General features: G+C 46.9%; 21 protein-coding genes. 19 read left to right on the forward strand and 2 right to left on the reverse strand.

Features of this window, described 5'->3' with window-relative positions; translation table 11 throughout:
• Positions 1 to 6: 6 nt before the first annotated feature.
• The 13 genes from ACX1DY_RS24445 (at position 7) to ACX1DY_RS24505 (ending at position 14,786) form a co-directional block, all read left to right on the forward strand.
• Positions 7 to 729 carry a 6-phosphogluconolactonase gene (locus ACX1DY_RS24445; RefSeq protein WP_458966799.1) on the forward strand — a complete coding sequence of 241 codons (723 nt, stop codon included), beginning with the start codon at positions 7 to 9 and terminating at the stop codon, positions 727 to 729.
• 12 nt (positions 730 to 741) lie between these two features.
• The gene (locus ACX1DY_RS24450; RefSeq protein ID WP_458966800.1) at positions 742 to 1,653 is read left to right on the forward strand and encodes an ROK family protein; all 912 of its coding nucleotides are present in this window, start codon (positions 742 to 744) and stop codon (positions 1,651 to 1,653) included.
• 5 nt (positions 1,654 to 1,658) lie between these two features.
• Positions 1,659 to 3,044, forward strand: coding sequence for a family 4 glycosyl hydrolase (locus ACX1DY_RS24455; protein ID WP_458966801.1), 1,386 nt, complete (start codon positions 1,659 to 1,661; stop codon positions 3,042 to 3,044).
• Between the two features lie 9 nt (positions 3,045 to 3,053).
• Positions 3,054 to 5,177, forward strand: coding sequence for a glycoside hydrolase family 3 N-terminal domain-containing protein (locus ACX1DY_RS24460; RefSeq protein WP_458966802.1), 2,124 nt, complete (start codon positions 3,054 to 3,056; stop codon positions 5,175 to 5,177).
• Between the two features lie 196 nt (positions 5,178 to 5,373).
• Positions 5,374 to 6,285, forward strand: a complete 912-nt coding sequence (locus tag ACX1DY_RS24465) for an ABC transporter permease (protein WP_458966803.1) — start codon at positions 5,374 to 5,376, stop codon at positions 6,283 to 6,285.
• Positions 6,286 to 6,302: 17 nt separating this feature from the next.
• Positions 6,303 to 7,175: a carbohydrate ABC transporter permease gene (locus ACX1DY_RS24470; protein ID WP_458966804.1), complete on the forward strand. Its 873-nt coding sequence runs from the start codon at positions 6,303 to 6,305 to the stop codon at positions 7,173 to 7,175.
• Positions 7,175 to 8,821, forward strand: a complete 1,647-nt coding sequence (locus tag ACX1DY_RS24475; RefSeq protein ID WP_458966805.1) for a type 2 periplasmic-binding domain-containing protein — start codon at positions 7,175 to 7,177, stop codon at positions 8,819 to 8,821. The genes ACX1DY_RS24470 and ACX1DY_RS24475 overlap by 1 nt, the downstream gene beginning before the upstream one ends.
• A 66-nt stretch (positions 8,822 to 8,887) precedes the next feature.
• The gene (locus tag ACX1DY_RS24480) at positions 8,888 to 9,688 is read left to right on the forward strand and encodes a polysaccharide deacetylase family protein (protein WP_458966806.1); all 801 of its coding nucleotides are present in this window, start codon (positions 8,888 to 8,890) and stop codon (positions 9,686 to 9,688) included.
• A gap of 112 nt (positions 9,689 to 9,800) precedes the next feature.
• The gene (locus tag ACX1DY_RS24485) at positions 9,801 to 11,336 is read left to right on the forward strand and encodes a spore germination protein (protein WP_458966807.1); all 1,536 of its coding nucleotides are present in this window, start codon (positions 9,801 to 9,803) and stop codon (positions 11,334 to 11,336) included.
• 36 nt (positions 11,337 to 11,372) lie between these two features.
• Positions 11,373 to 12,500 carry a Ger(x)C family spore germination protein gene (locus tag ACX1DY_RS24490; protein WP_458966808.1) on the forward strand — a complete coding sequence of 376 codons (1,128 nt, stop codon included), beginning with the start codon at positions 11,373 to 11,375 and terminating at the stop codon, positions 12,498 to 12,500.
• 18 nt (positions 12,501 to 12,518) lie between these two features.
• Positions 12,519 to 12,737 carry a hypothetical protein gene (locus tag ACX1DY_RS24495; protein WP_458966809.1) on the forward strand — a complete coding sequence of 73 codons (219 nt, stop codon included), beginning with the start codon at positions 12,519 to 12,521 and terminating at the stop codon, positions 12,735 to 12,737.
• A gap of 18 nt (positions 12,738 to 12,755) precedes the next feature.
• The gene (locus ACX1DY_RS24500) at positions 12,756 to 13,871 is read left to right on the forward strand and encodes a GerAB/ArcD/ProY family transporter (RefSeq protein ID WP_458966810.1); all 1,116 of its coding nucleotides are present in this window, start codon (positions 12,756 to 12,758) and stop codon (positions 13,869 to 13,871) included.
• A 111-nt stretch (positions 13,872 to 13,982) separates the two neighbouring features.
• Positions 13,983 to 14,786 carry an inositol monophosphatase family protein gene (locus tag ACX1DY_RS24505; RefSeq protein ID WP_458966811.1) on the forward strand — a complete coding sequence of 268 codons (804 nt, stop codon included), beginning with the start codon at positions 13,983 to 13,985 and terminating at the stop codon, positions 14,784 to 14,786.
• A 122-nt stretch (positions 14,787 to 14,908) separates the two neighbouring features.
• Here ACX1DY_RS24505 and ACX1DY_RS24510 read toward each other — a convergent pair whose 3' ends face one another.
• Together ACX1DY_RS24510 and ACX1DY_RS24515 are read right to left on the reverse strand one after the other, a co-directional pair.
• On the reverse strand, positions 14,909 to 16,864 hold the full coding sequence (locus tag ACX1DY_RS24510; protein WP_458966812.1) for an ATP-dependent DNA helicase: 1,956 nt from the start codon (positions 16,862 to 16,864) through the stop codon (positions 14,909 to 14,911).
• Between the two features lie 61 nt (positions 16,865 to 16,925).
• Complete coding sequence (locus tag ACX1DY_RS24515) at positions 16,926 to 17,276, reverse strand: winged helix-turn-helix transcriptional regulator (protein WP_458966813.1); 351 nt, start codon at positions 17,274 to 17,276, stop codon at positions 16,926 to 16,928.
• 140 nt (positions 17,277 to 17,416) lie between these two features.
• Between ACX1DY_RS24515 and ACX1DY_RS24520 the strand changes: the two genes are divergently transcribed.
• From ACX1DY_RS24520 to ACX1DY_RS24545, 6 genes are all read left to right on the forward strand, one after another.
• A complete protein-coding gene (locus tag ACX1DY_RS24520; RefSeq protein ID WP_458966814.1) occupies positions 17,417 to 18,331 on the forward strand; it encodes a DsbA family oxidoreductase in 915 nt (304 codons plus the stop codon).
• Positions 18,332 to 18,490: 159 nt separating this feature from the next.
• A complete protein-coding gene (locus ACX1DY_RS24525; protein ID WP_458966815.1) occupies positions 18,491 to 19,342 on the forward strand; it encodes an aldo/keto reductase in 852 nt (283 codons plus the stop codon).
• Between the two features lie 70 nt (positions 19,343 to 19,412).
• A complete protein-coding gene (locus ACX1DY_RS24530) occupies positions 19,413 to 20,393 on the forward strand; it encodes an aldo/keto reductase (RefSeq protein ID WP_458966816.1) in 981 nt (326 codons plus the stop codon).
• Between the two features lie 197 nt (positions 20,394 to 20,590).
• Positions 20,591 to 21,484 (forward strand): ABC transporter permease, encoded by an 894-nt coding sequence (locus tag ACX1DY_RS24535; RefSeq protein WP_458966817.1) that lies wholly within the window; start codon positions 20,591 to 20,593, stop codon positions 21,482 to 21,484.
• 6 nt (positions 21,485 to 21,490) lie between these two features.
• On the forward strand, positions 21,491 to 22,387 hold the full coding sequence (locus tag ACX1DY_RS24540; protein ID WP_458966818.1) for a carbohydrate ABC transporter permease: 897 nt from the start codon (positions 21,491 to 21,493) through the stop codon (positions 22,385 to 22,387).
• Between the two features lie 59 nt (positions 22,388 to 22,446).
• Positions 22,447 to 24,138, forward strand: a complete 1,692-nt coding sequence (locus tag ACX1DY_RS24545) for a type 2 periplasmic-binding domain-containing protein (protein WP_458966819.1) — start codon at positions 22,447 to 22,449, stop codon at positions 24,136 to 24,138.
• Positions 24,139 to 24,169 lie beyond the last annotated feature (31 nt).

The raw sequence follows: 24,169 nt of genomic DNA on the forward strand, positions 1-24,169 counted from the left end.
AACGTGATGATTAAAATTTTTGCGACGGAAGAGGAAGTTGCAGACGCCATTGCCAGAGAGATGAAAGAGCATCTATCGCATCAGCATCCAGTGTTCTGCTTGGCGTCGGGCAGCACACCCCAGAAGAGCTACTTGAAATTTGCCGGGGACGCCGGGATTCATGCAAGGATTCCGCAACTGAAAATTGTCAGCCTGGACGAGTGGGTCGGAATAAGCAAAGAGTCTGAGGGAAGCTGCTATCAAATGCTGAATCAGGATTTATTCTCGCTTGTTCATTTGGACCCCCGGCAGATCGAATTTTTTGATGGGACAGCACCGGATTTGGAGCAGGAATGTCTGAGAATCGACCGCTTTATCGGTCAGAATCCCATAACTTTCAGTTTGATGGGGGTTGGAATGAATGGCCATATCGGCTTGAATGAGCCAGGTTGTCCGGTGCTGGATCATAGCAGTGTCGTAGATTTGTCGGAGACGACCAAGACCGTGGCCCAGAAATATTTCCGGCAGCCTACGGTATTGGACAGAGGAATCACCTTAGGACTAAGTCAGGTGGCGGGCAGTAAGCGGGTGATTGTAGCGGTGACCGGTGAACGCAAAGCCGGGATCGTCAAAGAAATATTTTCAAATCCTGAAGCGAAGCTGCCTGCTCAGGAGCTGCTCGGTTATGAACATATTGACTTCTTCCTGGATTCGGAGGCAGCGAAATATATAAACAGCGATAAAAACTGAGGAGTACACATTATGAGTAACAGTGTCATTGGAGTGGATATTGGAGGCACGAACATACGGGTCGGGTTAGTCAATGAGCAGCTGGAACTGGTTCGAAAAGAGACGGCATTGACTAGCGAGTTCCAAACTGCTGATGAAGTTTTCAACTATGTCAAGCGGGTGATCGGGAAAGTGGATCCTCACAAGACGGCTGACAAGATAGGGATTGCCTTGCCTGTTCCCTGGAAAGAGCGAACCGAGATTATATGCGATGCGACGAACGTTCCCTGCCTGGAAGGGGTTCATACCGATTTTATAAAGCGCTTTTTTCCCGGTTATGAAGTTCATTTCGAGAATGATGTAAATGTCGTGACCCTGCTTGAATCGGAGCATGGCGCGTCCCAGGCGTATGATCAATCGATCTATATTACGGTCAGTACGGGGATCGGCGGCGGAATCGTTCTGAACAACGAGGTGCTCCACGGAGCGCATGGTTATGCCGGAGAGATTGGCAGCATGGTTATATCTGATAAAGTCAAGAGCCATTCGGCATTACATCCCGGTACGCTCGAAGCTCTGTGCAGCGGCAGAGCCCTGGAGAAAGAGAGCAGAAATCTGTACGGCAACGAGGCTACGGCGCATTTATTGTTCGAGAAATATAAGCAGAATGACGAGATGGCGGCAGGTATAGTGAATACCTGGGTCGAGTACTTCTCCAACGCGATTGCTTCATTAATGCAGACGATTGATCCGGGTATATTTGTCATTGGAGGAGCAGTCATTCACAACAACCAATGGTTGATTGATAAAATCATTGAAAGCGCTAAAACCAAAGTATTTGAGCATTTAAGCGACAAAGTCAAGGTAGTCTTGCCTAAATTCGGCCCGGATGCAGGAGTGATCGGGGCGGGGTACATGGCGATAAAAAACAATAAAGGAGCATGAACAACATGAAAAAAATGAAAGTTGCGTTAATTGGAGCCGGCAGCGTGTCCTTTGCTTTGGGAGCACTTCAGGATATGGTGTTGTCCGAGCGTTTGAAAACTCAGGCCCAGCTTGAGATCGCCCTGATGGACATTGAAGAAGAGAATGTGGCAAGAACCTATAAATATGCAACAGATATGTTTACCGCCTTTTCGCATCCGGCGAACATTTGGCAGACGACCAACCTGGAAGCGGCTCTGCAGGCAGCCGATTTCGTCATCGTGGCAATCGAGGTAAACCGCTACTTCTATTGGTCGCAGGATTTCCATGTTCCCCGCAACTTCGGCAGCAAGCAAATTTACGGTGAGAACGGCGGTCCCGGCTCGATGTTCCATACACTGCGAAATCTGGGCCCGATGCTCGACATCGCCCGCATGATGGAACGTGTCTGCCCGGACGCCTGGTTCATTAACTATACGAATCCTGAAGCGAAATTGGTTGAGGCGATCTCGAAGCTTACCTCGGTCAAAGTTGTCGGTCTATGCCATGGACTGGATATGGGGATCGAGCAGCTGTCCCAATTCCTGGAGATGGATATCGCAGATATCGGAATTGAAGGCGGTGGCTTGAACCACTTCGGGTTCTTCACCAAGATCTGGAACAAGAAAACAGGTGAGGATCTGTATCCGTTATTTGATGAGAAGGAGCGGAAGGCCAACCGTCTGGCGCAATTCGAGCATGTCGCGCTATCCAGAACGATGTACCGCACTTATGGATATTACCCTTATCCAGGCACCAACCATGTAGGTGAATATATCACTTATGCAGAGGATTTCTATGCGGGCTTGTCCCTGCAATACCGCTACGATCCAATTCGCGAGAAGCTGTGGGAGAAGGATTCCAGAACCCCTGAGTTCGTATACAGTGCAAGCGGCAACAATCTGGATCAAGGCTTGTTCTCGAAGGTTCAGACGCAGGAGCTCTGGGTGGAAGAGGCCTATATCTTCGATAAGTCGAAGGTCTGCCGCAGCAATGAATATGCGGTTCCGATCATTGAGGCAATTTTCTTCGATGATGAGATTGAACTGAACGCGGTGAATTTACCGAACTACGGTGCGATTAAGGGACTTCCTGACGATATGGTTGTTGAGACCCAGGCGATCGTTAACGGCAGAGGAATTACGCTGAAGCCGATGACGGTAGAACTGCCGACTGCGCTTATCGGAACGATTCATATTCAGGGCACGATCCATAAATTGTTGCTCGAGGCTTTTGTGGAGCAATCCAAGACGAAGCTGCTGCAGGCGATCCTGTTAGATCCTCAGTCTCCAACTTATTACCAGGCCTCAGCAATGATCGACGAAATGTGCAAATTGCAGCAAGATATTTTACCTAAGCTAGAATGGAAATAAGGGGTTTATATGGACAACAAGAAAATCACCGAACTGCTTCAGGAGATGACGCTGGCCGAGAAGATCGGACAGCTCTCTCAGACAACCGGGGAACATTATGTCGGCAAAATCGATAATGAAATGGTTGAGACTGGTCCGGCATTTCCAGATCAAATGCTTGAGGGAGACGCGTTATTTACGATAGGAAGTATCATCGGCGCGTCGAGCGCCAAGATTACGAACCTGATTCAAAGTGAATATTTACAGAAGTCCCGGCTAAAAATACCTCTGCTGTTCATGCATGATGCGATACATGGATACAAGACAATTTTTCCGATACCCCTAGGACTCTCCTGTACCTGGGATGAGGGAATCGTGCAGCAGGCAGCGGCGGATACCGCTTCGGAATTGCGGGCTGCGGGCATACATGTTAATTTCTCGCCGATGGTCGACCTTGTGCGCGACTCCAGATGGGGAAGAGTCATGGAATCCTTTGGCGAGGACCATCTGCTGTCCGGCAATCTTGGCCGGGCGATGATCAGAGGCTATCAGAAAGGCGGGAACGGAGAGATTGCCGAGTCGGGAGTAGCAGCCTGTTTGAAGCATTTTGCCGCGTATGGAGCCGCCATTGGAGGTAAGGACTATAACGCTGTCGATATGTCCTGGAGAGAATTCTACGCCTATTATGGCAAGCCCTATGAAATAGCGCTTCAAGAGAAGCCAAAATTTGTGATGAGCTCATTCAACACTTTCAACGGGGTTCCTGTAACCGCGAGTGAGCAGATGATGAAGGAAATCCTAAGAGGGGCCTATCAATTTGACGACATCGTAATCTCAGATTGGGGCGCTGTTACCGAACTGCAGAACCACCGCGTTGCCGGCAATGGCAAGGACGCTGCTGAACTGGCTTTAAAAGCAGGCATTGACATCGAAATGGTCTCGACGTTGTATCTTGAGCATTATGAACAGATTCTAGAAGAGAATCCTTCGCTGATGCAGGATATAGATGCGGCCGTTCTGAAAATCCTGCAGCTTAAAAATGAACTGGGCTTATTTGAAAATCCTTATGCAGACGAAGCTCGTGAGCATGGAGTCATTCTGAATTCGCGCTTTCTGGAGCACGCTAAGGACGCCGCCAAAAGAAGCTGTGTGCTGCTGAAAAATGAACAAATGCTGCCTATAAGCAAGGAATGTAAAAAGATCATCATTGTCGGCCCGTTTGCCGGCAGCAATCAATTGCTGGGCAATTGGCAGTGCAAAGGAAGCTTTGAAGACGTAGTTACTTTAGCGGAAGGGATGAAGCGGGTGGATGATTCACTCGATCTTGAGGTCTATGAATCCCTGAAGGACTGTCCTCAAGCTGAGCTGGAGCAATGCGATTATATTGTTGTGGCGGTTGGAGAGCACTGGGAATTAAGCGGTGAAGGACATAGCAGCGTGAACATCGAACTGGAGGCCAGCCAGCAGCAGCTTATCCGTGAAGTCAAACAGACGAACAAGCCGTTTGCATGTGTCTGTTACTCAGGACGGCCACTCGCGCTGCAGAACATTATCAATGAAATCCCCGCCCTCTTGTGGTGCTGGTATCCGGGTACACAGGCCGGCAGCGCGATTGCGGAGCTGATTATGGGCCAAGATACCCCATCGGGGAAACTGACGATGTCGTTCCCGCGTCATTCGGCGCAAGCGCCGATCTATTACAATGAGTACAGCACGGGCCGTCCGGCTAATGAAACAAGCTATAGCAGCAGGTATCAGGATTGTGAGGCCGGGCCTTTGTTCCCGTTCGGGCACGGGCTGACTTATACCGGTGCGCAGTATTCTGATTTTCAAATTTCGCGTCATCATCTGACAGCCGATCAGGAGCTGACCATCTCTTTTCAGGTGAGCAATCCAAGCGGGTATAGATATTCTGAAATCGCAATTCTATATATTGAAGATCTTGTCTCCAAAGCAGTACGTCCTGTGCGCGAGATGAAGAAGTATCAAATCGTGGATGTGCCAGAGCATCAGACAGTTACCGTACAGATGACTCTGAGCTTGGATGATCTTCAATATTTGGATACCAGCCTGCAGCAAACGGTTGAACCGGGAAAATTCAATATTTTTATCAATGATCTTGACCATCCCGTGTTCACCATAGAATATCAATAAAATCCCGTGAATCAGAACTATTTGTCCGAAATAATCGCTAGGCTCGCTCAATTATTAAATTAAATTAATTAATTGTGTAAAATTTATTCATGCACAAATTCAGAATTTTTGAGGGGGCCTAGCAGATTTTGGGATACGCTTACATGATTCAAAAAGAACTGCCAATGCTGTACCTGAAGAGAGAGGAGGCATACGGATGATGTCCAAATTTAAATATAAATTTTTATCCCAGTGGGAGCTTCAAGCAATGGTCTGGCCGAGCATTATATTGATGATTGTTTTCTCTTTTGTCCCGATGCTCGGATTGATTATCGCCTTTCAGGATTATTCTCCGTTATCCGGTTTTACAGGCTCGGAATTTGTAGGTTTGGATAATTTCAAAGCTTTTTTGGGGGATAAAGATTTCTACAATGTGCTGACGAACACTCTAGGCATCAGCTTGATGAAGTTGTTGATCGGTTTCCCGCTGGAGATCGTCCTGGCTATATTAATCAATGAAATCAGACTAGGAATCTTCAAGAAGTTCACGCAGACAATATCTTATTTACCGCACTTCCTGTCATGGGTTATTCTTGGCGGCATGGTTATATCCTGGCTCGGCTCGTCGGGACTGGTGAACAGCTTCCTGTTGTCGACGCATCTCATCTCTGAACCGCTCTCCTTCCTGTCAAATTCGAATGCTTATTGGTGGATAGCGACGCTGTCGGATATTTGGAAAGAGGTTGGCTGGGGCACAATTCTCTATCTCGCTGCCATTACAGGAATTGATCCATCGCTATATGAGGCGGCGAAGGTCGACGGGGCGAAAATCCTGAAGAGAATTTGGTATATCACGATTCCCAGTATCAAAAATATTATCGTACTGATGTTCTTACTGCGTGTAGGTTCTATCCTGGGAGCGAACCTGGATCAGACGCTCGTCCTGCAAAATTCTTCGAACATGCTGCGCAGTGAAGTCATCGATTCTTATGTTTATCATTTAGGTCTGACACAAGGGGACTTCTCATTCGCGACTGCGGTCGGAATCTTCTCGTCCGTCGTATCGGTCACACTGTTGCTGATAGCCAATTTCTTAACCAAGAAGCTTAGCGATACCACAATTTTTTAGAAAGGAGGAAAAACTATATGGGGCTGGATAGAGGCGAGAAAATATTTAACGTTTTTAACGTGCTGTTCATGCTGCTTTTCATTTGCATCATCGTATTTCCGTTAATCAATATCATCGCCCTCTCGTTCAATGACGGGTATGACGCGATGAAAGGGGGCATTTATCTGTTCCCTAGAGAATTTACGCTGGTTAACTATAAGACCATATTGAAGGATTCGACCATCTACACGGCGTTTGGAGTTACGGTAGCCAAAACTGTAATCGGTGTCATCGGGCATTTGGTCATTACAGGGGCCGCAGCCTATGCTCTGAGCAAGCCTTATTTGCTGGGAAGAAAGATATTCATCCGTATGGGCGTCATCACGATGTTCTTCTACGGCGGGATGATTCCATCATTTCTGGTAGCCAAGTCGCTGGGCCTGGCGAACAGCTTCTGGGTGTACGTTATCCCGGTGCTATTCAGCTTTTACGACATGATCATCTTAATGAACTTCTTCAGGAACCTGCCGGAATCGATTGAAGAATCAGCTAAGATTGACGGGGCCAGTGTATTTCAGGTGTTCTTCAAAATTATTGTCCCGCTTTCTTTCCCGGTGCTGGCGACGATTGCCTTGTTCCACGGGGTGTACCAGTGGAATGATTTCTTCGTGGCTAAGCTGTATATTACGGATAAATCGCTGTATCCGATTCAATATTATTTATATCAGCTGTTAACAAGCGCAGGAGCTGCGAGCTCTGCCAAAGCGGGAGTGTATGTTTCCAAGGCATTTACGACACAATCTTTGCAGCAGGCTACGATGATTGTTACGACCTTGCCTATTATGCTGGTTTACCCTTTCCTCCAGAAATACTTTATTAGCGGCATGCTGGTTGGAGGAGTTAAAGAATAATGAGAAAAGCGGGGGAGAATGTTATGAAGAAATCGATCACCCTTTTGACTTTGGTTGCATTAGCAGTATCGTTGACTGCCTGTGGCGACAAGAAGACAAGTGAAAATTTGCCGGACTCGAAGATTGAAGTGACCAAAGATACGCCTAGCTGGAAGAACGACAAGGCAAAGGCTGATCTTAACTGGTACATTAATTTCGATTGGTTCGCCCAAACCTGGGGCAATGATGTGGCTACCAAGTATATTACGGAGGATACGGGAGTGAACATCACTTACTCAAGCGGCGGCGACGACAAGCTGAATACGATGATGGCCTCCGGAGATCTGCCGGACATCATTACTATCAGAGGAGACAGCCCTTTTGTTAAGGATGCCGCTAAATTCGCGACTCCGCTGGATGTACTGGCCGAGAAGTATGACCCTTATTTCCTGGATAAAGCAGCCAAGCCGGAAACGCTCAAGTTCTTCACACAGGACGACGGCCATATTTATGGATATCCTAACTTCTCAAACACGAAAACGGATTATGAGAAAGGCGGGGTTTATGGCAACTCGGCATTTCTGGTGCGGAAGGATATTTATGAACAGCTCGGCAAGCCTGATATGACCACGCCTGAAGGATTTACTTCGGCATTGGAAGCCGCGCAGAAGCTGGCTGTGAAGGATGAACAGGGAAAAACGGTTATTCCGCTGGGGATGACTAATTTCCTTAAAGAAAACGTTGATCCGACCGGGATTTTCAGTAAAACGCTGGCTGATTTTATCGGGGTCCCTGTGTTGACGAAAGACGGCAAATATTATGACCGTTATACAGATGCAGATTATCAGAAATGGGTTAAAGTGATCGTCCATGCCCGGCAGAAAGAGCTGACAGACCGGGACATGATTACGATGACCGGAGACGACAAGAATGCGCGGCTAACGAATGGCAGCTACTTCGCCTATTTCGCTGCAGACCTGAATGGTGATCCAGATTCGTTGTCCGTGTGGGCGAAGGAGCACCCGGACAAAGAGTACATTGCCGTTAACGGACCATCTTCTACGGTAGGAAATAAAACCGCATTGCCGGGCACTTCCATTGAAGGCTGGACACAGACCTTTATTACCAAGAATGCCAAGGATCCGCAAAAGGCGATGGAACTCTTAACTTACCTGGTCAGCGAGTACGGCAACAACGTAATGGACTTTGGACGCGAGGGCGAAACCTATACCATCAAGGACGGAATTCCTGTCTTGAATGCAGATCTGCTCGAGTTCAAGCAGAGCGATCCTGCCGGCTTCGAGAAGAAGGTTGGCTTGACCACTCATCTGTGGCTGCAGGATAGCGCTCTGCTCTCCCGGCAAATGGGAATTTCGCAGTTCCCGAAGGCTCTGCAGCAACCGAAGAAATGGACTCAAGATTACGTGGTGCCGCAATTTGAATTAGCGAGTCTGGATGTACATTTATCTAAAGAATCCTCCAGAAATAAAGAGAAGATCGATCAGAACTGGTCGCAGACGATCGCCAAGATCCTGGATGCCAAATCGGATAGCGAAATCGATCAGGCGATGAACGATTTTGTCCAATACCGCAAGGATAATGGCTACGATAAATTGGTGGAAGAAAGAAATAATCAAATCGCAGCTAATGTAAAAAAATTAGAGTAGACGTGTGGATACTAGAAAAAGGCTCTCTATCCGAGAGCCTTTTTCGTGAAGCAAAGGGGGAGAAAAATGCAAATTCAATATGATTGTTTTCCAGGTGGAACACATAAGTCTCTGACGCTTAGTTACGATGACGGTAGAATTTATGATAGAAGACTGGTAGAGAAGTTGAATGAGTATGGTCTCAAAGGAACGTTTCATTTAAACAGCGGCGGTTTTGGAACGGATGGGGTCGTTTCAACTTCTGAAGTTGCAGCGTTATATGCAGGCCATGAAGTGTCATGCCATACGGTTCATCATCCTTTTCTTGAACAAACCCCGGCCGAACAGATCATTCAAGAAATTGTAGAGGACAGGATAAGATTAGAAGATATTGTAGGCTATCCTGTACGTGGGCTGAGCTATCCATTTGGGACCTATTCCTATCAAGTGGTATCGTTATTGGCAGCTTTAGGAATAGAATATGCTCGGACTATAGAAAGCCACGGCAGGTTTGATATGCCGAAGGATCTGCTCAGGTGGCATCCAACCTGCCATCATAATATGGCGATGGAGTACGCATCTCAATTTGTTGCATTAGAGGAAAAGCCCAGCCGCATGGCATTACTTTATGTGTGGGGCCATAGCTATGAATTTGAAGATGAGGGCAACTGGGAGCTGCTGGACCGGTTAGGGGAAATCATCGCGGGAAAGCAGGATATTTGGTATGCAACGAACGCTGAAATCGTTTCGTATATGCAAGCGTTAAAAAGGCTTCGATTCTCTGCTGATTGTCGCATGGTCCATAATCCGTCTGCTCAAAGCGTTTGGGTAAGTATGGACGGCGTTCCTGTGGAACTAACTGGCGGCAAGCTGACTAGACTATTTTGAACTAGTTAAATCGCTACAAATCCTGAAAGGATATAAATCGCTTATATGGTTAAAATAACGGTACTTTAACCTGAACTGCCATAACCATTATTAGCGACAGGAGGAGGTGGGGGTGCAGACATTTTCTGCTTCGCACGGCAACAGCGAATTAAAAGACGGAACTCTTTTCGTTGCTGAATTAGACCGCAATGTAGAGGCGCTTAAAGGAATACTAGGTGAAGCTGATGACGTTTCGTTTCGCTCTTTTTTGGTTGGTGGAACAATCAGGGCTGAACTCGTCAATATTCCTAGCATGTCGAATAGGCAGGAGATCGACAATAGCGTCTTGAGGCCTCTCATGCAATCGGGGGATGGATTAAGCAACGATTTGCAATCCGTCAAAATGCGCCTTTTACCTGTCATTTCTGTTGATGAGGCTGCGACTGTTGAGGAATGCGCTGATCAATTGATTAAAGGAAATCCTTTGCTTTTTATTGACGGTTGTACCGGTGCGTTACTGTTGGGACTCGATCAATGGGAGAAGCGTAGTATAGAAGAGCCTCAGACTGAAACATCGCTGCGAGGGCCGCGCGAAGGCTTCACCGAATCGATCAAGACCAATCTCTCGCTATTGCGGCGGAGGATCCAGAGTGTGAAGCTGCAAGTAAAATCGCACAGAATTGGCAGCTATACAGGGACTGAAGTCTGCATTGCTTATATAGACGGCTTGGCTAAGACTTCCTTATTACATGAGGTACAAACCAGGCTCGGGCGCATCGATATTGACAGCGTACTAGAGACCGGGTACATAGAAGAACTGACGGAAGACAATCCATACTCGCCGTTTCCGCAGCAGCAATTTACGGAACGGGTTGATGTGGCGGCAGCGGGCTTGCTCGAAGGCCGTATCGTTCTGCTGGTCGACGGCACGCCGGATGTGCTCATTGTTCCTTCGACGCTGGCTACGCTTCTCCAGGCTGCTGACGATTATTATAACCGGACAGTATACGCCAGCTTTTTGCGTTTTTTGCGGTACTGGACGCTCCTCTTGTCCATGATACTTCCGGCAGTGTACGTCGCGATTTTGAATTTTCATCATGAAATGGTGCCGGGTAAGCTGTTGGCCAGCATTGCCTCAGCGCGTGAGGAAATCCCGTTTCCGACTTTCGTAGAAGTTATAATGATGCAGCTCGCGTTCGAGGTGCTGCGTGAAGCCGGGCTCCGTCTTCCGAGGCAAATCGGTTCCGCTGTTACAATCGTCGGTGCGCTGGTCGTAGGAGAAGCCGCTGTATCGGCCGGGCTCGTGTCGGCCCCGATTGTCATTATTATTGCTTTTACGGGCATTGCGGGATTCACGGCTCCTCATTATTCTCTTGAGTTCGCCATTCGTCTATTGAGACTGCCACTCATTATACTTGGGGGGACGCTAGGCTTGCTTGGTGTGACGTTTGGCATTATAGCTATTGCCATTCATTTGTGTATGCTTCGCTCTTACGGTGTCCCCTACTTGTCTCCTTTAGCGCCTTTTGTGGCAAGTGAAATGAAGGATTTCATGATTCGGGCTCCCCGATGGAAAATGACAAGGCGTCCCGGTTTTGCGAATTTGCGGAACCTCCAGCGGCTTTCCCGAGGGCAGAAGCCGGGCTCAGACAGAGGAGGCGGGAACTGACGGATTATGGAGAGAAGTAGGAGAGTATTGCTCGTAATGGCGGTAGCCGGTTTGCTGTTTGTGACGGGCTGCTGGGATCGTGAGGAAGTTAATGATCTGGCGATTGTGACTACAGCCGGTTTGGACCTAAATGAAGATGGGAAGATTGAATTATCACTGGAGATTGTCATTCCTAAGGAGAGAGGGAGTGAGACACAAAAGGGCAAGAATAACTCAAAAAGTAGCGGTTCATCTTTGATTTGGACCGCTTCAGGAGCAACTGCGGCGGATGCTGCTTCCGAGCTGCAGACTAAGCTGTCCCGCACTATCTATTGGGGGCAGCTTGAAATGTTGGTCGTTGGAGAGGCGTTGTCTCATAGCCAGCTTAGGGAACAGTTGGATTATCTCGTGCGCGACAGCAATGTTCGTCTGCGGGTTAAGCCATTCGTCAGCAAGGGAACAGCACGCGATTTTCTCGCTTCCACCTCTCCGCTCGAACGGACCAAAGCGGATTTTCTGGAAGGTGAATCCGAGCGTCTCTTCCGCAGACCAATAACGCTTAATAGCCTCGTACAGAAACTCGGAAATATTTCAAATGAGGCATTTATACCTTACGTTGATACCACGCATGACGGCGAGGAAAACGTCCCATATGTGAAAGGTTATGCTGCCTTCTCTGGTTACCATATGGCCGGATTGATTCAAGGAGAGTCTTACTCCGGGGCTAAATGGATATTGGAACAAATGAGAGGCGACGTTGAGACGGTGAAGCTGGAGCGGCCCTCCTCTTCGCTCATTTCGCTTGGAGTCCTTTCTTCCAGCACCCGGCTCGCTCCTAATCTTAAGGGAGAAATACCGCATATGGACATTTTGATCGAAGCCGAGATGAGCATTGTTCAAAATACGACCCGCTTTAAAACATCTGATTCGAAGTTTATTCACAATGTTGAAGAGGTGGCGGTCGAAGACATCCGCCATAAGACGGAGGCAACAATTAAGCAAGCCCAAAGAATGGGAGCCGATATTTTTGGCTTCGGCGATGCGATTGACCGCCACAATCCCCGGAAATGGAAACATATACATGACCACTGGAAGCAAATTTATCCTTCGATGCAAACAGACGTGCAGGTTAAGGTGAAGATCAGACAAATTGGGATGAACAGTGTGCCTGTCGGCGAATCCTGAAAAGAGGTGTGAAGCCAAGTGACTTGGGTGAAGGTGGCGGGAGCAACGTTTGCAACCGCCTTAATGGTTTGGGCCGAATGGCGTTGTCTGGGAAACAACCAAAAGAGAGAGCGGGTGTCGCTGATCGCCATTGCAGGTGTTGCATGGCTTATGGCTGTGCTCATCCTTCTATTTCCCAATATGCCAGGACCGATCGATATGTATAACAGTATATTTAAGCGGTTGACTTCGGGTTGAAGGGAGGAGAGTTGACTTATGATAGAGAAAGGGAAGATTTCCGCAGCGCAGCTAGGTCTTCTTTTTTATTCGGTAACTGCCTACGACGGAATCCTGTATATTCCGAAAATAACGGGAAAGGAAGCCGGGCACGATTTATGGATATCACCGATCTGGGCTCACCTGCCCGGATTGCTGTTTGTGCTTATGATGCTCCGACTCAACAGTATGTTTCCGAAGGAAACCATCATTCAGTACAGCGAGCGGCTGCTTGGACCTTGGCTCGGCAGAGCCGCGGGGCTTGCCGTCATATTTTACGGTATCAATCTGACTTCTGTTATATTGAGGGAGTTTGGCGACTTTATTTCGGCTGTCTTTTTACAAAAAACGCCACCCTTTGTTGCCGTTTGCGGAATTGTCTTACTTATATCCTACGCCGTCAGAGGAGGGGTGGAGGTTCTAGGAAGGCTGGCACAACTGTTCCTGCCGCTAACTTTCCTGGTGTTTGGACTGCTGATCATCTTATCAATTCCTGAATGGGACGTAAACAATATCCTCCCCGTTATGGGCGAAGGGATCGTTCCTTCCCTTAAAGGGGCCATTATCCCGTTCAGTTGGTTCTCTGGTTATATGATGCTCGGTATATATTTTCCGTTCGTGTCGAATCAGAGGAAAACGACAGCGTATGTATTATTAACCTGGTTTACTCTCATGGTTACATTGTCTGTCTCTGGGCTCGTATCCGTATTTCTCTTCGGCAAGCATGTCAGCGCATTGAATTATCCGTTTATTGAAGTTGTCCGGTATATAGGAATAGGTAAGTTTATCCAGCACGTGGACGCCTTGCTGCTAATCGTTTGGCTCCCCGGAACATTCATTCAGTTAACCACCTATCTGTACACAGCATCGTTGGGGGCTAGCCAGTGGCTAAGACTCAACAACTACCGCCAGCTTGTACTTCCAATAGGCTTGCTTACGCTAGTGTTGAGTATGTGGCAAACTTCCGGCGTTGAACAATTCGAAACATATTTGGGAACGACCCATGTTATTCTTGATTTCTGCAACATTGCTCTCGGTCTTCTACTGTCCCTAACGGCATGGATTCGGAGCCGCAAAGACGCTGTTCCCGAAAATAATAATGGCGAGTCTCCGTAATAACTGAATGTATTAAAATGTAACTCCACTAAATATGGTTATATTAAGGAGAAAGGCTGAAGTAACGCCATACAACAAGCAATTATGTCCATATTTTCCGGAGGTATATAAATGTCTAAACAATACCTTAACGTTCTCAAAGAATGTGTTATCGAGACAGGAAAAAACAGTTTGCGGCACATAGAAGGACACATTAGTGTAGGTTCGAAAGCATCGCATAAAGAATTAGTTACATTCGTAGACCGCCAAAATGAGCAAATGGTAGTACAACGAATAAAGGAAGATTTTCCTCATCACAAAATTATGGGAGAAGAAACTTATACAGGGGAAGTTTTTGAGCCGGATGACTTCATTTGGATTATTGACCCGATTGATGGGACAACTAACTATTTGCATCAAAAAGAAAGTTTTGCGATCTCAATCGCTTTATACCAGAATGGTCAAGGGATTTGCGGGGCCATATATAATCCTTCTACTGATGAACTTTTTTGGGCAGAGAAAGGTACAGGTGCATATCTGAACAATAAACGGCTTTTGCTTAATTCTACATCAGTGGCATTAACCAATTCATTAATTTCTACGTATATTCGATATGATCAGGAAGAACAGAAACTTGGATTTGAAAGGTTTGTATATCATATAGCTAATGAGTCCAGAGGAATCCGTATGATTGGGTGCGGCTCTCTGGAACTGGCTTATGTGGCTTGCGGACGATTCAATGCGTATTTTAGCTCACTTCAGAAACCGTGGGATTTTGCGGCAGGTAAATTGTTAATCGAAGAGGCAGGCGGTAAATTTACTTGTTTAAACGGAGATCCGATAAATATATATCAGTCAGGGAGTAGTATTCTTGCGGCCAGTAAGGAACTTCATCAGGAAATATTGAATATTTCTAAGACAATTTTGTACGCATAACGTTTAGTATATATCCTATGTTAACAGCACCGCTGGTACTTCAGGGGTGCTGTCTTTTCCTATCCCAAGCTTTTCTTAGTTTGTTCGGGGTAAGCTGGATTCGTAATCGGCTTGTTCCATTTTCACACAGTACGCTTTATTCCCTTTTCTTTAACAAACTTCTCCAGAACCGAGAAATCCTCGGTAACCTTCTTAAACGGTAAAGTTTCCAGTACCTTATCCCGGTAATCCTTTTTGGCTGCGGCGCTGAGGCGGGAATCGAGTATGCTGAGCACACCAAGGTCAGTTTCGCTGCGGATCAGACGTCCGGTTCCTTGCCGTAACCGAAGAAGCATGTCCGGGACAAAAACCTCCTTCAAAGGATTCTGAGCTAAAGCTGCCTTATATTCATAGATAGGATCAGCCGGAACAGGGAAAGGCAGACGGAAAATAATGACCTGCGACAGGTCGGAGCCTTCGATATTCACGCCTTCCCAGAATACACCGGTACTAAGGAGTACGCCTTTGCTGCGCCGGAATTCAGCGATCACTCCGTCCTGGGAAGCTCCCTCTTTTTGAACATGCAACGCCCATTTAAGCTCATCCGCACCCGAAATCAGCTTCTTATGAATGTACTTCATATCCTCCTTGGCCGAAAAAAGGACCAGTGTTCTTCCTTGTGTCAAATTACAGAGCTTAATTATTTCTGTATAGGCTGCTTCAAGATATAATTCCCGCTTTTCATGATGGTAGTACGGAATGTTGCCCGAGATGTACATCATGGCATGGCTGCTGTAATCAAAGGGTGAGGCTTGCCGATCCATATAATCACCCGTGTAACCGAGGGATTGCGTCAAATAAGCGTATTGTTCCTCCAGCGTTTCTCCGCCTTGACACATGGTTGCTGACGTTAAGATAACAGGTGTCTTGCCGTTAAATAATGTGTATTTTAGAAACTGGCTTATCGCTTTGGGGCAGATGCTCATCGTCGCTTCACGCAGGGTATTGCTTGCCCATATGAGATAGTTGTCCTCTACTCCAGCCAAGACATCAAAGAGGTTGATAAGTCCGTTCATTGCCTCAAAAACATCATCTATCTCCCGCTCGTGCCGGGAAGTTAATACTGAGAGGCTAAGACTAAGGTCTCTCAAATCACGCGACGCCCGGCTTAACGGAACACCTTTAACCTCCGATACTTTTATACGGTCGTTATCCTGCTTGGCTGCAAGGAGCAAATCAGCGTCTATCTGTCTAAAAATACGTTCAACGCAGCTTTTTAAAAATTTGGATTGTGAGAAAAGGCTCTTATCCCCAGACTGCTTAAAGAGAATCTGCAAAGCATCATCCAGAATACGGCAGGTTCTCCGGAAAGTAAACTCAAGCGTTCCTGCATCTCTGACCTTTGCCTCCAGATTATGAGCTTCATCAATCACGATCAGAGCCGGCAGGTCTGTAATTATGCCTCTTGTGCCTTCTTTTTTCTTAATCAAATCCCGGATGAGCAGGTCCTGGTTCACGATAATGAAATCAATATCGCAAGCCTTGGCATTAATTTTTGCTCTCATATCATAAAACAAACAGGCATTTTTATAATGGCAGCGTTCAAATATGCAATCATTCACGCAAACGTTAGACCATTCGGCATCGCTAATCCCGCCCTTGATATCCGCTCTTTCATCAATCTCAAAATTCAAAATACGCTGCGCAAGGGTTGATAGGGGGGAGCCTGAATCATCAGGCCCGAACAAGCCCGCTGCCCTGTGGCGGCAGGCATATTGGCCCATGCCTTTTCCGACTACAGAACGGACCGTTGTAAATCCTAACCGGCTTCCGATGACTCTCAGGTCTTTATGTATCTGCTCTGAAAGCTGAATGGAGGAGGTTGCAATAATGACCGGCTGCCGCGACGCCTGATTAATGAGCAGGCTGGGAATTAGGTATCCAAAGGACTTGCCGATTCCAACCCCAGCTTCAATCATGGCGTTTCGGCCATTGATATAGGCATCAGCGATATCCAGCGACATATCCTGCTGACCGATCCGCTCCCTAAGTCCAATCCTGGGAAATCTGTCATACATCCGGAAGATGGCATTAACCAAAGAGGGTTCGGTGTCCTTTTTTGGCTCCCGCTTCTGTAATTTATAGAGATCACTTAACCAACTAATAACAATCGCCCCTCTTCAAAATCACTTGTATGTTTCGTTCACCCCAAGCAACGATTTCTTCAATAAGGGGCACTAATTCCTTTCCTGATTGGGTAAGAGAGTATTCAACCCGCGGAGGCACCTCATTGTATTGTTCTCTATGAACAATTCCGTTGTCGATAAGATCTTTAAGACAATTGGTTAGCGTCGTTCCTGTGATGCCATGAAGCTTTCTTTTTAATTCATTATACCGGATAGATTCCTCTTCACTTAAAAAAGCAAGTATGGGTAAATTCCATTTACCTCCAATAACATGAAATGCGAAGGTTGCCGGACAGCGTTGCTCTAAGCTAAATTCATATTTCATCTTGGTTCCTCCAATAGTTCATTTTATATACTAGGTATTAAAAATAATAGTACTTGTTTAAAAGTGTGTGGATTTTATAATTATACTATTCAAAGAACTAAATTGCTAATTATGGTCAATATGAAAGGCAGGGGGAAATCATGAGCGATCCAAATATGATGTGCGATCTTGAGACCGGGGTATGCGGCCCCGGGGATGAAGATGCTGTGCAAGAAATTGACTTGAATCAAATAGAGAGAAAGGTGACTTTATACTACGTTACCGATCCGATTTGTTCCCATTGTTGGGCTTTAGAGCCTGTCCTGAACCGGTTTAACCGGGAATACGGCCAGTACTTTCATGTGAAAACGATTATGGGAGGTTTGCTGGCCAGCTGGAAGGGATTCTCGGATAGTAGCAACGGAATTCAGCAGCCTTCAGATGTTGCCCAACATTGGAGAGAAGTGGGGGAACACTCCCGTATGCCAATAGATGGATCATTGTGGCATACCAATCCGGTCCTTTCATCCTATCCTCCTTCCAGAGTATTTAAAGTAATTCAACGCAAACAAGAGGGCAAAGAAAGTGAATTCTTGAGATACGCCCGTGAAGCAGTGTTTGCATTCAATCAAAATATTGGTGAAGAGGATGTACTGGTAAATATCGTTGACAAACTGGGCATGGATGGAAAAGCAATCGTTCAGGAATCCGCTCTTGAGTCAGCTCAGGATCGGTTGGAAGAAGATTTCCAAATGTCCTCCCGCCTTGGTGTGCGGGGATTCCCAACCATTATTATGGTCAATGAAGAAAATAAAGGTGTAAAAATTGTTGGAGCCAGAACCTTGGAAACCTATAGAGAGGGGCTTCAGCAAATCATTAAAGATGAGCTTAAACCTAAAAAGATATCAAGCTTGTCAAAGGTACTGGAAAAAGGGCAGGTTCTCTTTTCGAAAGAAATAGAGGTTATGTATGATGTTGAAAAAAGTGGTGTGAAGGCATTTATCGAATCTGAATTGCCTGGGCACTCATACCGCATTGGAAGCATAATGGATGAGATTTATATTGAGGGTCTCTAAATACGGACCTCGTTAAAATCTGTTGAGTGAACTCTTGAAAATTCATAGCTAAAAACTTCATTTGACTTCGTGTTACTCGAAGGTGATAGACTTACAGTTGCATGCAAGGGATAAACACGGGTGACTTGAATCATCATATTAGTAACAGGAGGGTTTCATATGAAGAATGTTATTTTGAACAATGGCCTGGAGATGCCGATACTCGGATTTGGCGTGTATCAGATTGCAGATGCCAATGAATGTGAGCAATGTGTTTATGACGCGATCATGGCAGGCTATCGTCTAATTGATACGGCTGCGGCTTACCGGAATGAAGAAGCGGTTGGCAGAGCAATCAAACGCAGCGGCGTGCCAAGAGAAGAGCTGTTTATTACTACAAAACTCTGGGTACAGGATGCCGGCTATGAGAGCACCAAGAAAGCTTTTGCCAAATCGCTCGCGAGATTACAGCTCGATTATTTGGATTTGTACTTAATTCATCAGCCTTTCGGTGATGTGCATGGCTCTTGGCGTGCTATGGAGGAACTGTATCGTGAAGGAAAAATCCGGGCAATCGGAGTCAGCAACTTCCAGATGGATCGTTTGGCAGATTTGATGGTTCATAATGAAGTCGTTCCAGCGGTTAACCAGGTTGAGACGCATCCTTTCTGCCAACAGGTTGAAAGTGGCAGCTATATGAAAGAGAACCATGTTCAGATCGAGTCCTGGGGGCCTTTTGCTGAAGGGAGAAACAACATGTTCCAGAATGAGGTTCTGGTGTCGCTGGCTGAGAAGCATAAGAAATCCGTTGCTCAGGTGATTTTGCGCTGGATGATCCAAAGAGATGTTGTTGTCATTCCAAAGTCTGTCCATAAAGCAAGAATCATCGAAAACTTCGAGGTCTTTGACTTTGAATTGAGCAGTGAGGATATGGAGCAGATTGCCGCACTGGATACGAAGAAGAGCGTGTTCTTCTCACACAATGATCCTGCAATCGTGAGATCAATAGGCTCCGCTAGATTTGATATTTAATTGCGCTTGACTTGGAGTGAACTCCAGGGGGTAGTCTTAGCTTATCCCTTGAAGAGGAGTGTGCTTAACAATGGAATATGTGAAACTCGGAAATACCGGCGTGGATGTGTCGCGGCTGTGCATCGGTTGTATGAGCTTCGGCATTGCGGAGCGCTGGGTTCATCCGTGGGTGCTGGACGAGGAGCAGAGCCGGTCTATCATCAAAAAGGCCCTTGATTCAGGCATCAACTTTTTCGATACGGCGAATGTATATTCGGATGGGACAAGCGAGGAGATCGTCGGAAGGGCGCTTAAGGATTATGCTAACCGGGATGAGGTGGTCATCGCGACAAAGGTATATTTCCGCATGCATGAAGGTCCGAACGGAGCGGGATTGTCCCGGAAGGCGATCATAAGCGAGGTCGACAAAAGCCTCAAACGGCTGGGAACGGATTATGTGGACCTTTACCAGATTCATCGCTGGGACTATAATACGCCGATTGAAGAAACGATGGAAGCCCTCCACGATGTGGTGAAAGCGGGAAAAGTAAGGTACATCGGAGCTTCGGCAATGTATGCCTGGCAGTTTCTCAAGGCAAATCACGTAGCTGAGAAACATGGCTGGACACGGTTTAAAACAATGCAGAATCATTACAACCTCATCTACCGTGAGGAGGAACGGGAAATGATGCCGCTGTGCAAGGAAGAGAAAATCGGCGTCATTCCTTACAGCCCGCTTGCATCCGGAAGATTGACGAGGGACTGGAAGGAAACGACCCGCCGTTCTGAAACCGATCAGGTGCAGAAAAGCAAATATGATGCGATGGCAGAAGCTGACCGATTAATTGTGGAAAGAGTGGCTTCAATCGCAGAACAGCGCGGCGTTCCCCGCGCCCAAATCGCGCTTGCCTGGTTACTGCAGAAGGAGCCGGTGACTTCTCCGATTATCGGGACTACGAAAATGTCCCATCTCGAAGATGGGCTTGCCGCCCTGTCGGTTAAGTTAACACCCGAAGAAATTACGTTCCTGGAAGAGCCGTATGTCCCGCATCCGGTTGTAGGAGCACTATAGGAAGCTGAGTATGACGTTAAGAAGAATCGAAGATTAAAGTGCAGCAAGAACCGGCCACCGAACATTGGTGGCTGGTTCTTTGTGTGCGCTTAAAGAAAGCGCTCTATAATCTAATGAGAACGATAGATATCCAACCGCTGTTATATAGTCCGATGTGTAATTCCACATTATGATATACATATCAAGGGGGAATGCACATGTATGCAAAGCTGCACAAGTATCGCTGGCAATATCTGATGATTTTACCGGGTGCCGTTCTATTGTTTCTATTCAGCTATATCCCGATGGCAGGGATACAAGTCGCTTTCCGGGATTTTCAAATTGGGAGTTCCATTTGGAGCAGCCCTTGGGTCGGGCTTGATAACTTTTCGTTTTTACAGGACCCCCAATTTTCTAACGTCGTGCGGAATACGCTTTATATTTCAGTGCTGAAGTTTATTTTTGGTTTTCCGGCACCCATTCTGCTGGCACTGCTGATTAATGAAGTGACCCATTCGGTATTCAAACGCTTCGTCCAATCGGTCAGTTACCTGCCTCATTTTTTCTCATGGATTGTTATCGCTTACATCCTGCAATCCTTCCTGACGCTTGATGGGGGCCTTGTCAACCAGCTCGTAGAAAAATCAGGCGGAGACCCGATATTCTTCTTAGGCTCTACGGAATGGTTCCGGCCCATTGTTATATTCAGCAGTTTATGGAAAGAGACGGGGTGGAACACTATTCTCTATCTGGCTGCGATCACAACCATCGACCCGCAATTGTATGAGTCTGCAAAAGTGGAAGGCGCCGGGAAGCTGGCACAGATTAGACATATTACCCTACCGGGGATGATGCCGACGATTTCAATCGTCCTGATCTTGAGTATTCCGAGTCTGATCACCGTGGGTATGGATCAAATCTACCCGCTCCTGAATTCAGCCAATCAAGAGGTCGCAGATGTGCTGGATATATATATCCTCCGCAGTGGTCTTCAACAAGGATACTTTGGCATGGCGACTGCAGTAGGGCTGTTATTCTCTCTGTTAAGCCTGATTCTGGTTGTTTCTACAAATAAGTTATCCCGAAAAATAAATGGCGAGGGGTTATGGTGATGGGTTATGAAACAGAGCGGAATTGAAAAATTCGCACAATACTTGATCGTGACACTACTCGCTTTGTTATGCGTGTCGGTACTGTACCCTTTTTTGTACATGCTGGCAATTTCACTTAATGACGGAGCGGATGCCTCCAAGGGGGGCGTATATTTGTGGCCCAGAAACTTCACGCTTATCAATTATGAGATTGTGCTTGGAAATGAGGTCATCAGAAATGCTTATCTCATAACGATCGCAAGAACAGTACTCGGTACACTTGTCGGACTGTTCGTAACTCTGCTGGTGGCTTTTGGATTGTCTTATCGGGCCCTTCCGTTCAGAAATTCAATCCTTGTATACATTCTGTTAACCATGCTGTTCAGCGGCGGCCTGGTCCCATTCTATATCCAGCTAAATAACCTGGGTCTGCTTAATACCTTCTGGGTATACATCTTCCCTGGCCTGTTCTCGGTCTGGAATATGTTCGTCATGCTGAAGTTTGTCCAAGGTATTCCCGAAGCGCTTGTTGAATCAGCGGAGCTCGATGGCGCAGGTCCTATTAGAATTCTGATGCAAATTATTATTCCGCTATCGAAGCCGATGCTTGCCGCATTAGGGCTGTTCACGGCTGTCGGACATTGGAATGACTGGTTTTCCGGCGCCTTCTACGTAACCGACCAGCATCTGATCCCGGTTCAGACGTTTTTACAGCAGCTTCTGGCGGCACAGGATCTATCTGCCATACTTGGCTCGAACTCCAATCAGGAAGCATTGGCAAGAAGCTCCCAGCTTCAGAATGTTACGCTGATGTCGATCAAGATGGCCGTAGTCATGGTAAGTGCGCTTCCGATCTTATGTGTGTATCCGTTTTTGCAGAAGTATTTTGTCAAGGGAGTACTGGTAGGCTCGGTAAAAGGCTGATTTCAGGGTATACGGCAACTTCTATATACCATCATTACAACAATAGGGGGAAATGTTCAGTGAATTCTAAGAGAATCCGGTGGGCGTCATTAACGGTCGCGGCAATGCTGGCTGTAGTCACAGGGTGTTCCGGCTCGGGCGGGGATAAGGCTTCGAATACTGCCAACCAGGGACAGCAAGCAACGAAGAATCAGTCCACTGCCGCTTCCAACTCATTCAATCTATGGCTGGGTTGGACGGCAACAATCAATAATGATAGTATGGTCCAAAAGAATTGGAAGGAGAAGGAACCGGGAGTTGCAGTAACGCTGGAAACAACCCAGGGAGATGCGATGACCGCGCTCAATCTTAAGATTAATACGGGCGGATTTGAGGATGCGGCTATCTTCGGCCGGAACGAAACGGTCAAAAGCGCCATGAACCGTTCCAAACAGATTCTGTCCGTAGAACAGTACTTTGATATGCCGGACAAATACCCCGGATTAGCGGCAATCCCGAAAGCCTATCTGGATAAGATGAAGGATAAGGATGGCCATATCTGGTCGATTCCCACCTGGTTCGACCAGAATCCGGATGACCCGTGGCCAGGCTGGGCCTCGCAAGCCTGGATGGTCAGATCTGATGTTCTGGAGAAGGTAGGCATGACTACTGCTGATCTGTCTACAATCGAAGGCGTTGAAGCCTTCTTAAAGAAGGCTGCAGGGGTAAAGGATGAAACGGGCAAAGCCCTGATTCCTCTCTCGTTCCTGATGGATACGAATGATTCGCTAAGCTGGAACGATGAAAATACTGTACTGACTGCCTTCGGAGTGTCGACAGCCAGCAATGGTGTTGAGAAAAAAGGCGACGAATTTGTATTTGCTTATGATGACCCTAATTACAAGGCTGCTTATCAATGGATGAACAAAATGTACCGTGAAAAATTGATTGATCCCGAAGTGGTTACCAGCAAAAAAGAGCAGTACAATGAGAAAAATAAATCCGGCCGTGTTGCCTTGAATGTGGGCAGCTTCTGGAATATTCCCTCCGGGGCTTGGGAAACCCTTGATGGTCCTACGGGACCCGGATGGTATTATGAAGCCATTTCGTTCCCCAAGGTTAATGGTGTAGACAAGGTCGGTGTGAATCAGGTGATTAATCCGAATCCGGGCTATGATGTCTACATCAGCAAAGGTACGAAAAACCTGGACGCCATCCTGAAGTTCTTCGACTATACGCTGCAGCCGAAGCCGGAACAGCAGCAGGTTATCAACGAAGGACCTGCAGGATTGTACTGGGATTGGGTTGACCAGCCGCTGGGAAAATGGAAGTTTACTGATGAAACGTATAAGAAAAGCCGCAATTCGGGCGATTCAGCCCAAAAGGCTAAGGTTACACCGGAACTATACATGGCTTCCTCTTACAGCAACAAGTGGTATCCTTGGTGGAACACCGCTGATGGGGAAAAAGCAGGCGCAGCCAAAACCATCCAATTCACAGAAGCCATAGGAAAAATGGGCACGATCAGGGTCGCTGAGCCTTACGATCTGGTTGAGACGAAGCAAGGCGGAGTCTGGGAGAAATATTGGCCGGAGCTGGAGAACATCCGGAAGGAATACAGAGCGAAGCTGCTGATGGCCAAGGATGATGCCCGGTTTGAAAAAGAGTGGAACAATTTCCGCGAAGTCCTTGAAAAACGCGGTCACTGGACTGAAGTGAAACAGGAATGGAATGAATCTTATCAGGAACAATTGAAAGCAAACGGAGAGTAATAACGGTTGATGGAGCTGCCCCGCTGTGCGC

This window comes from Paenibacillus sp. BAC0078 (genome assembly GCF_054483875.1).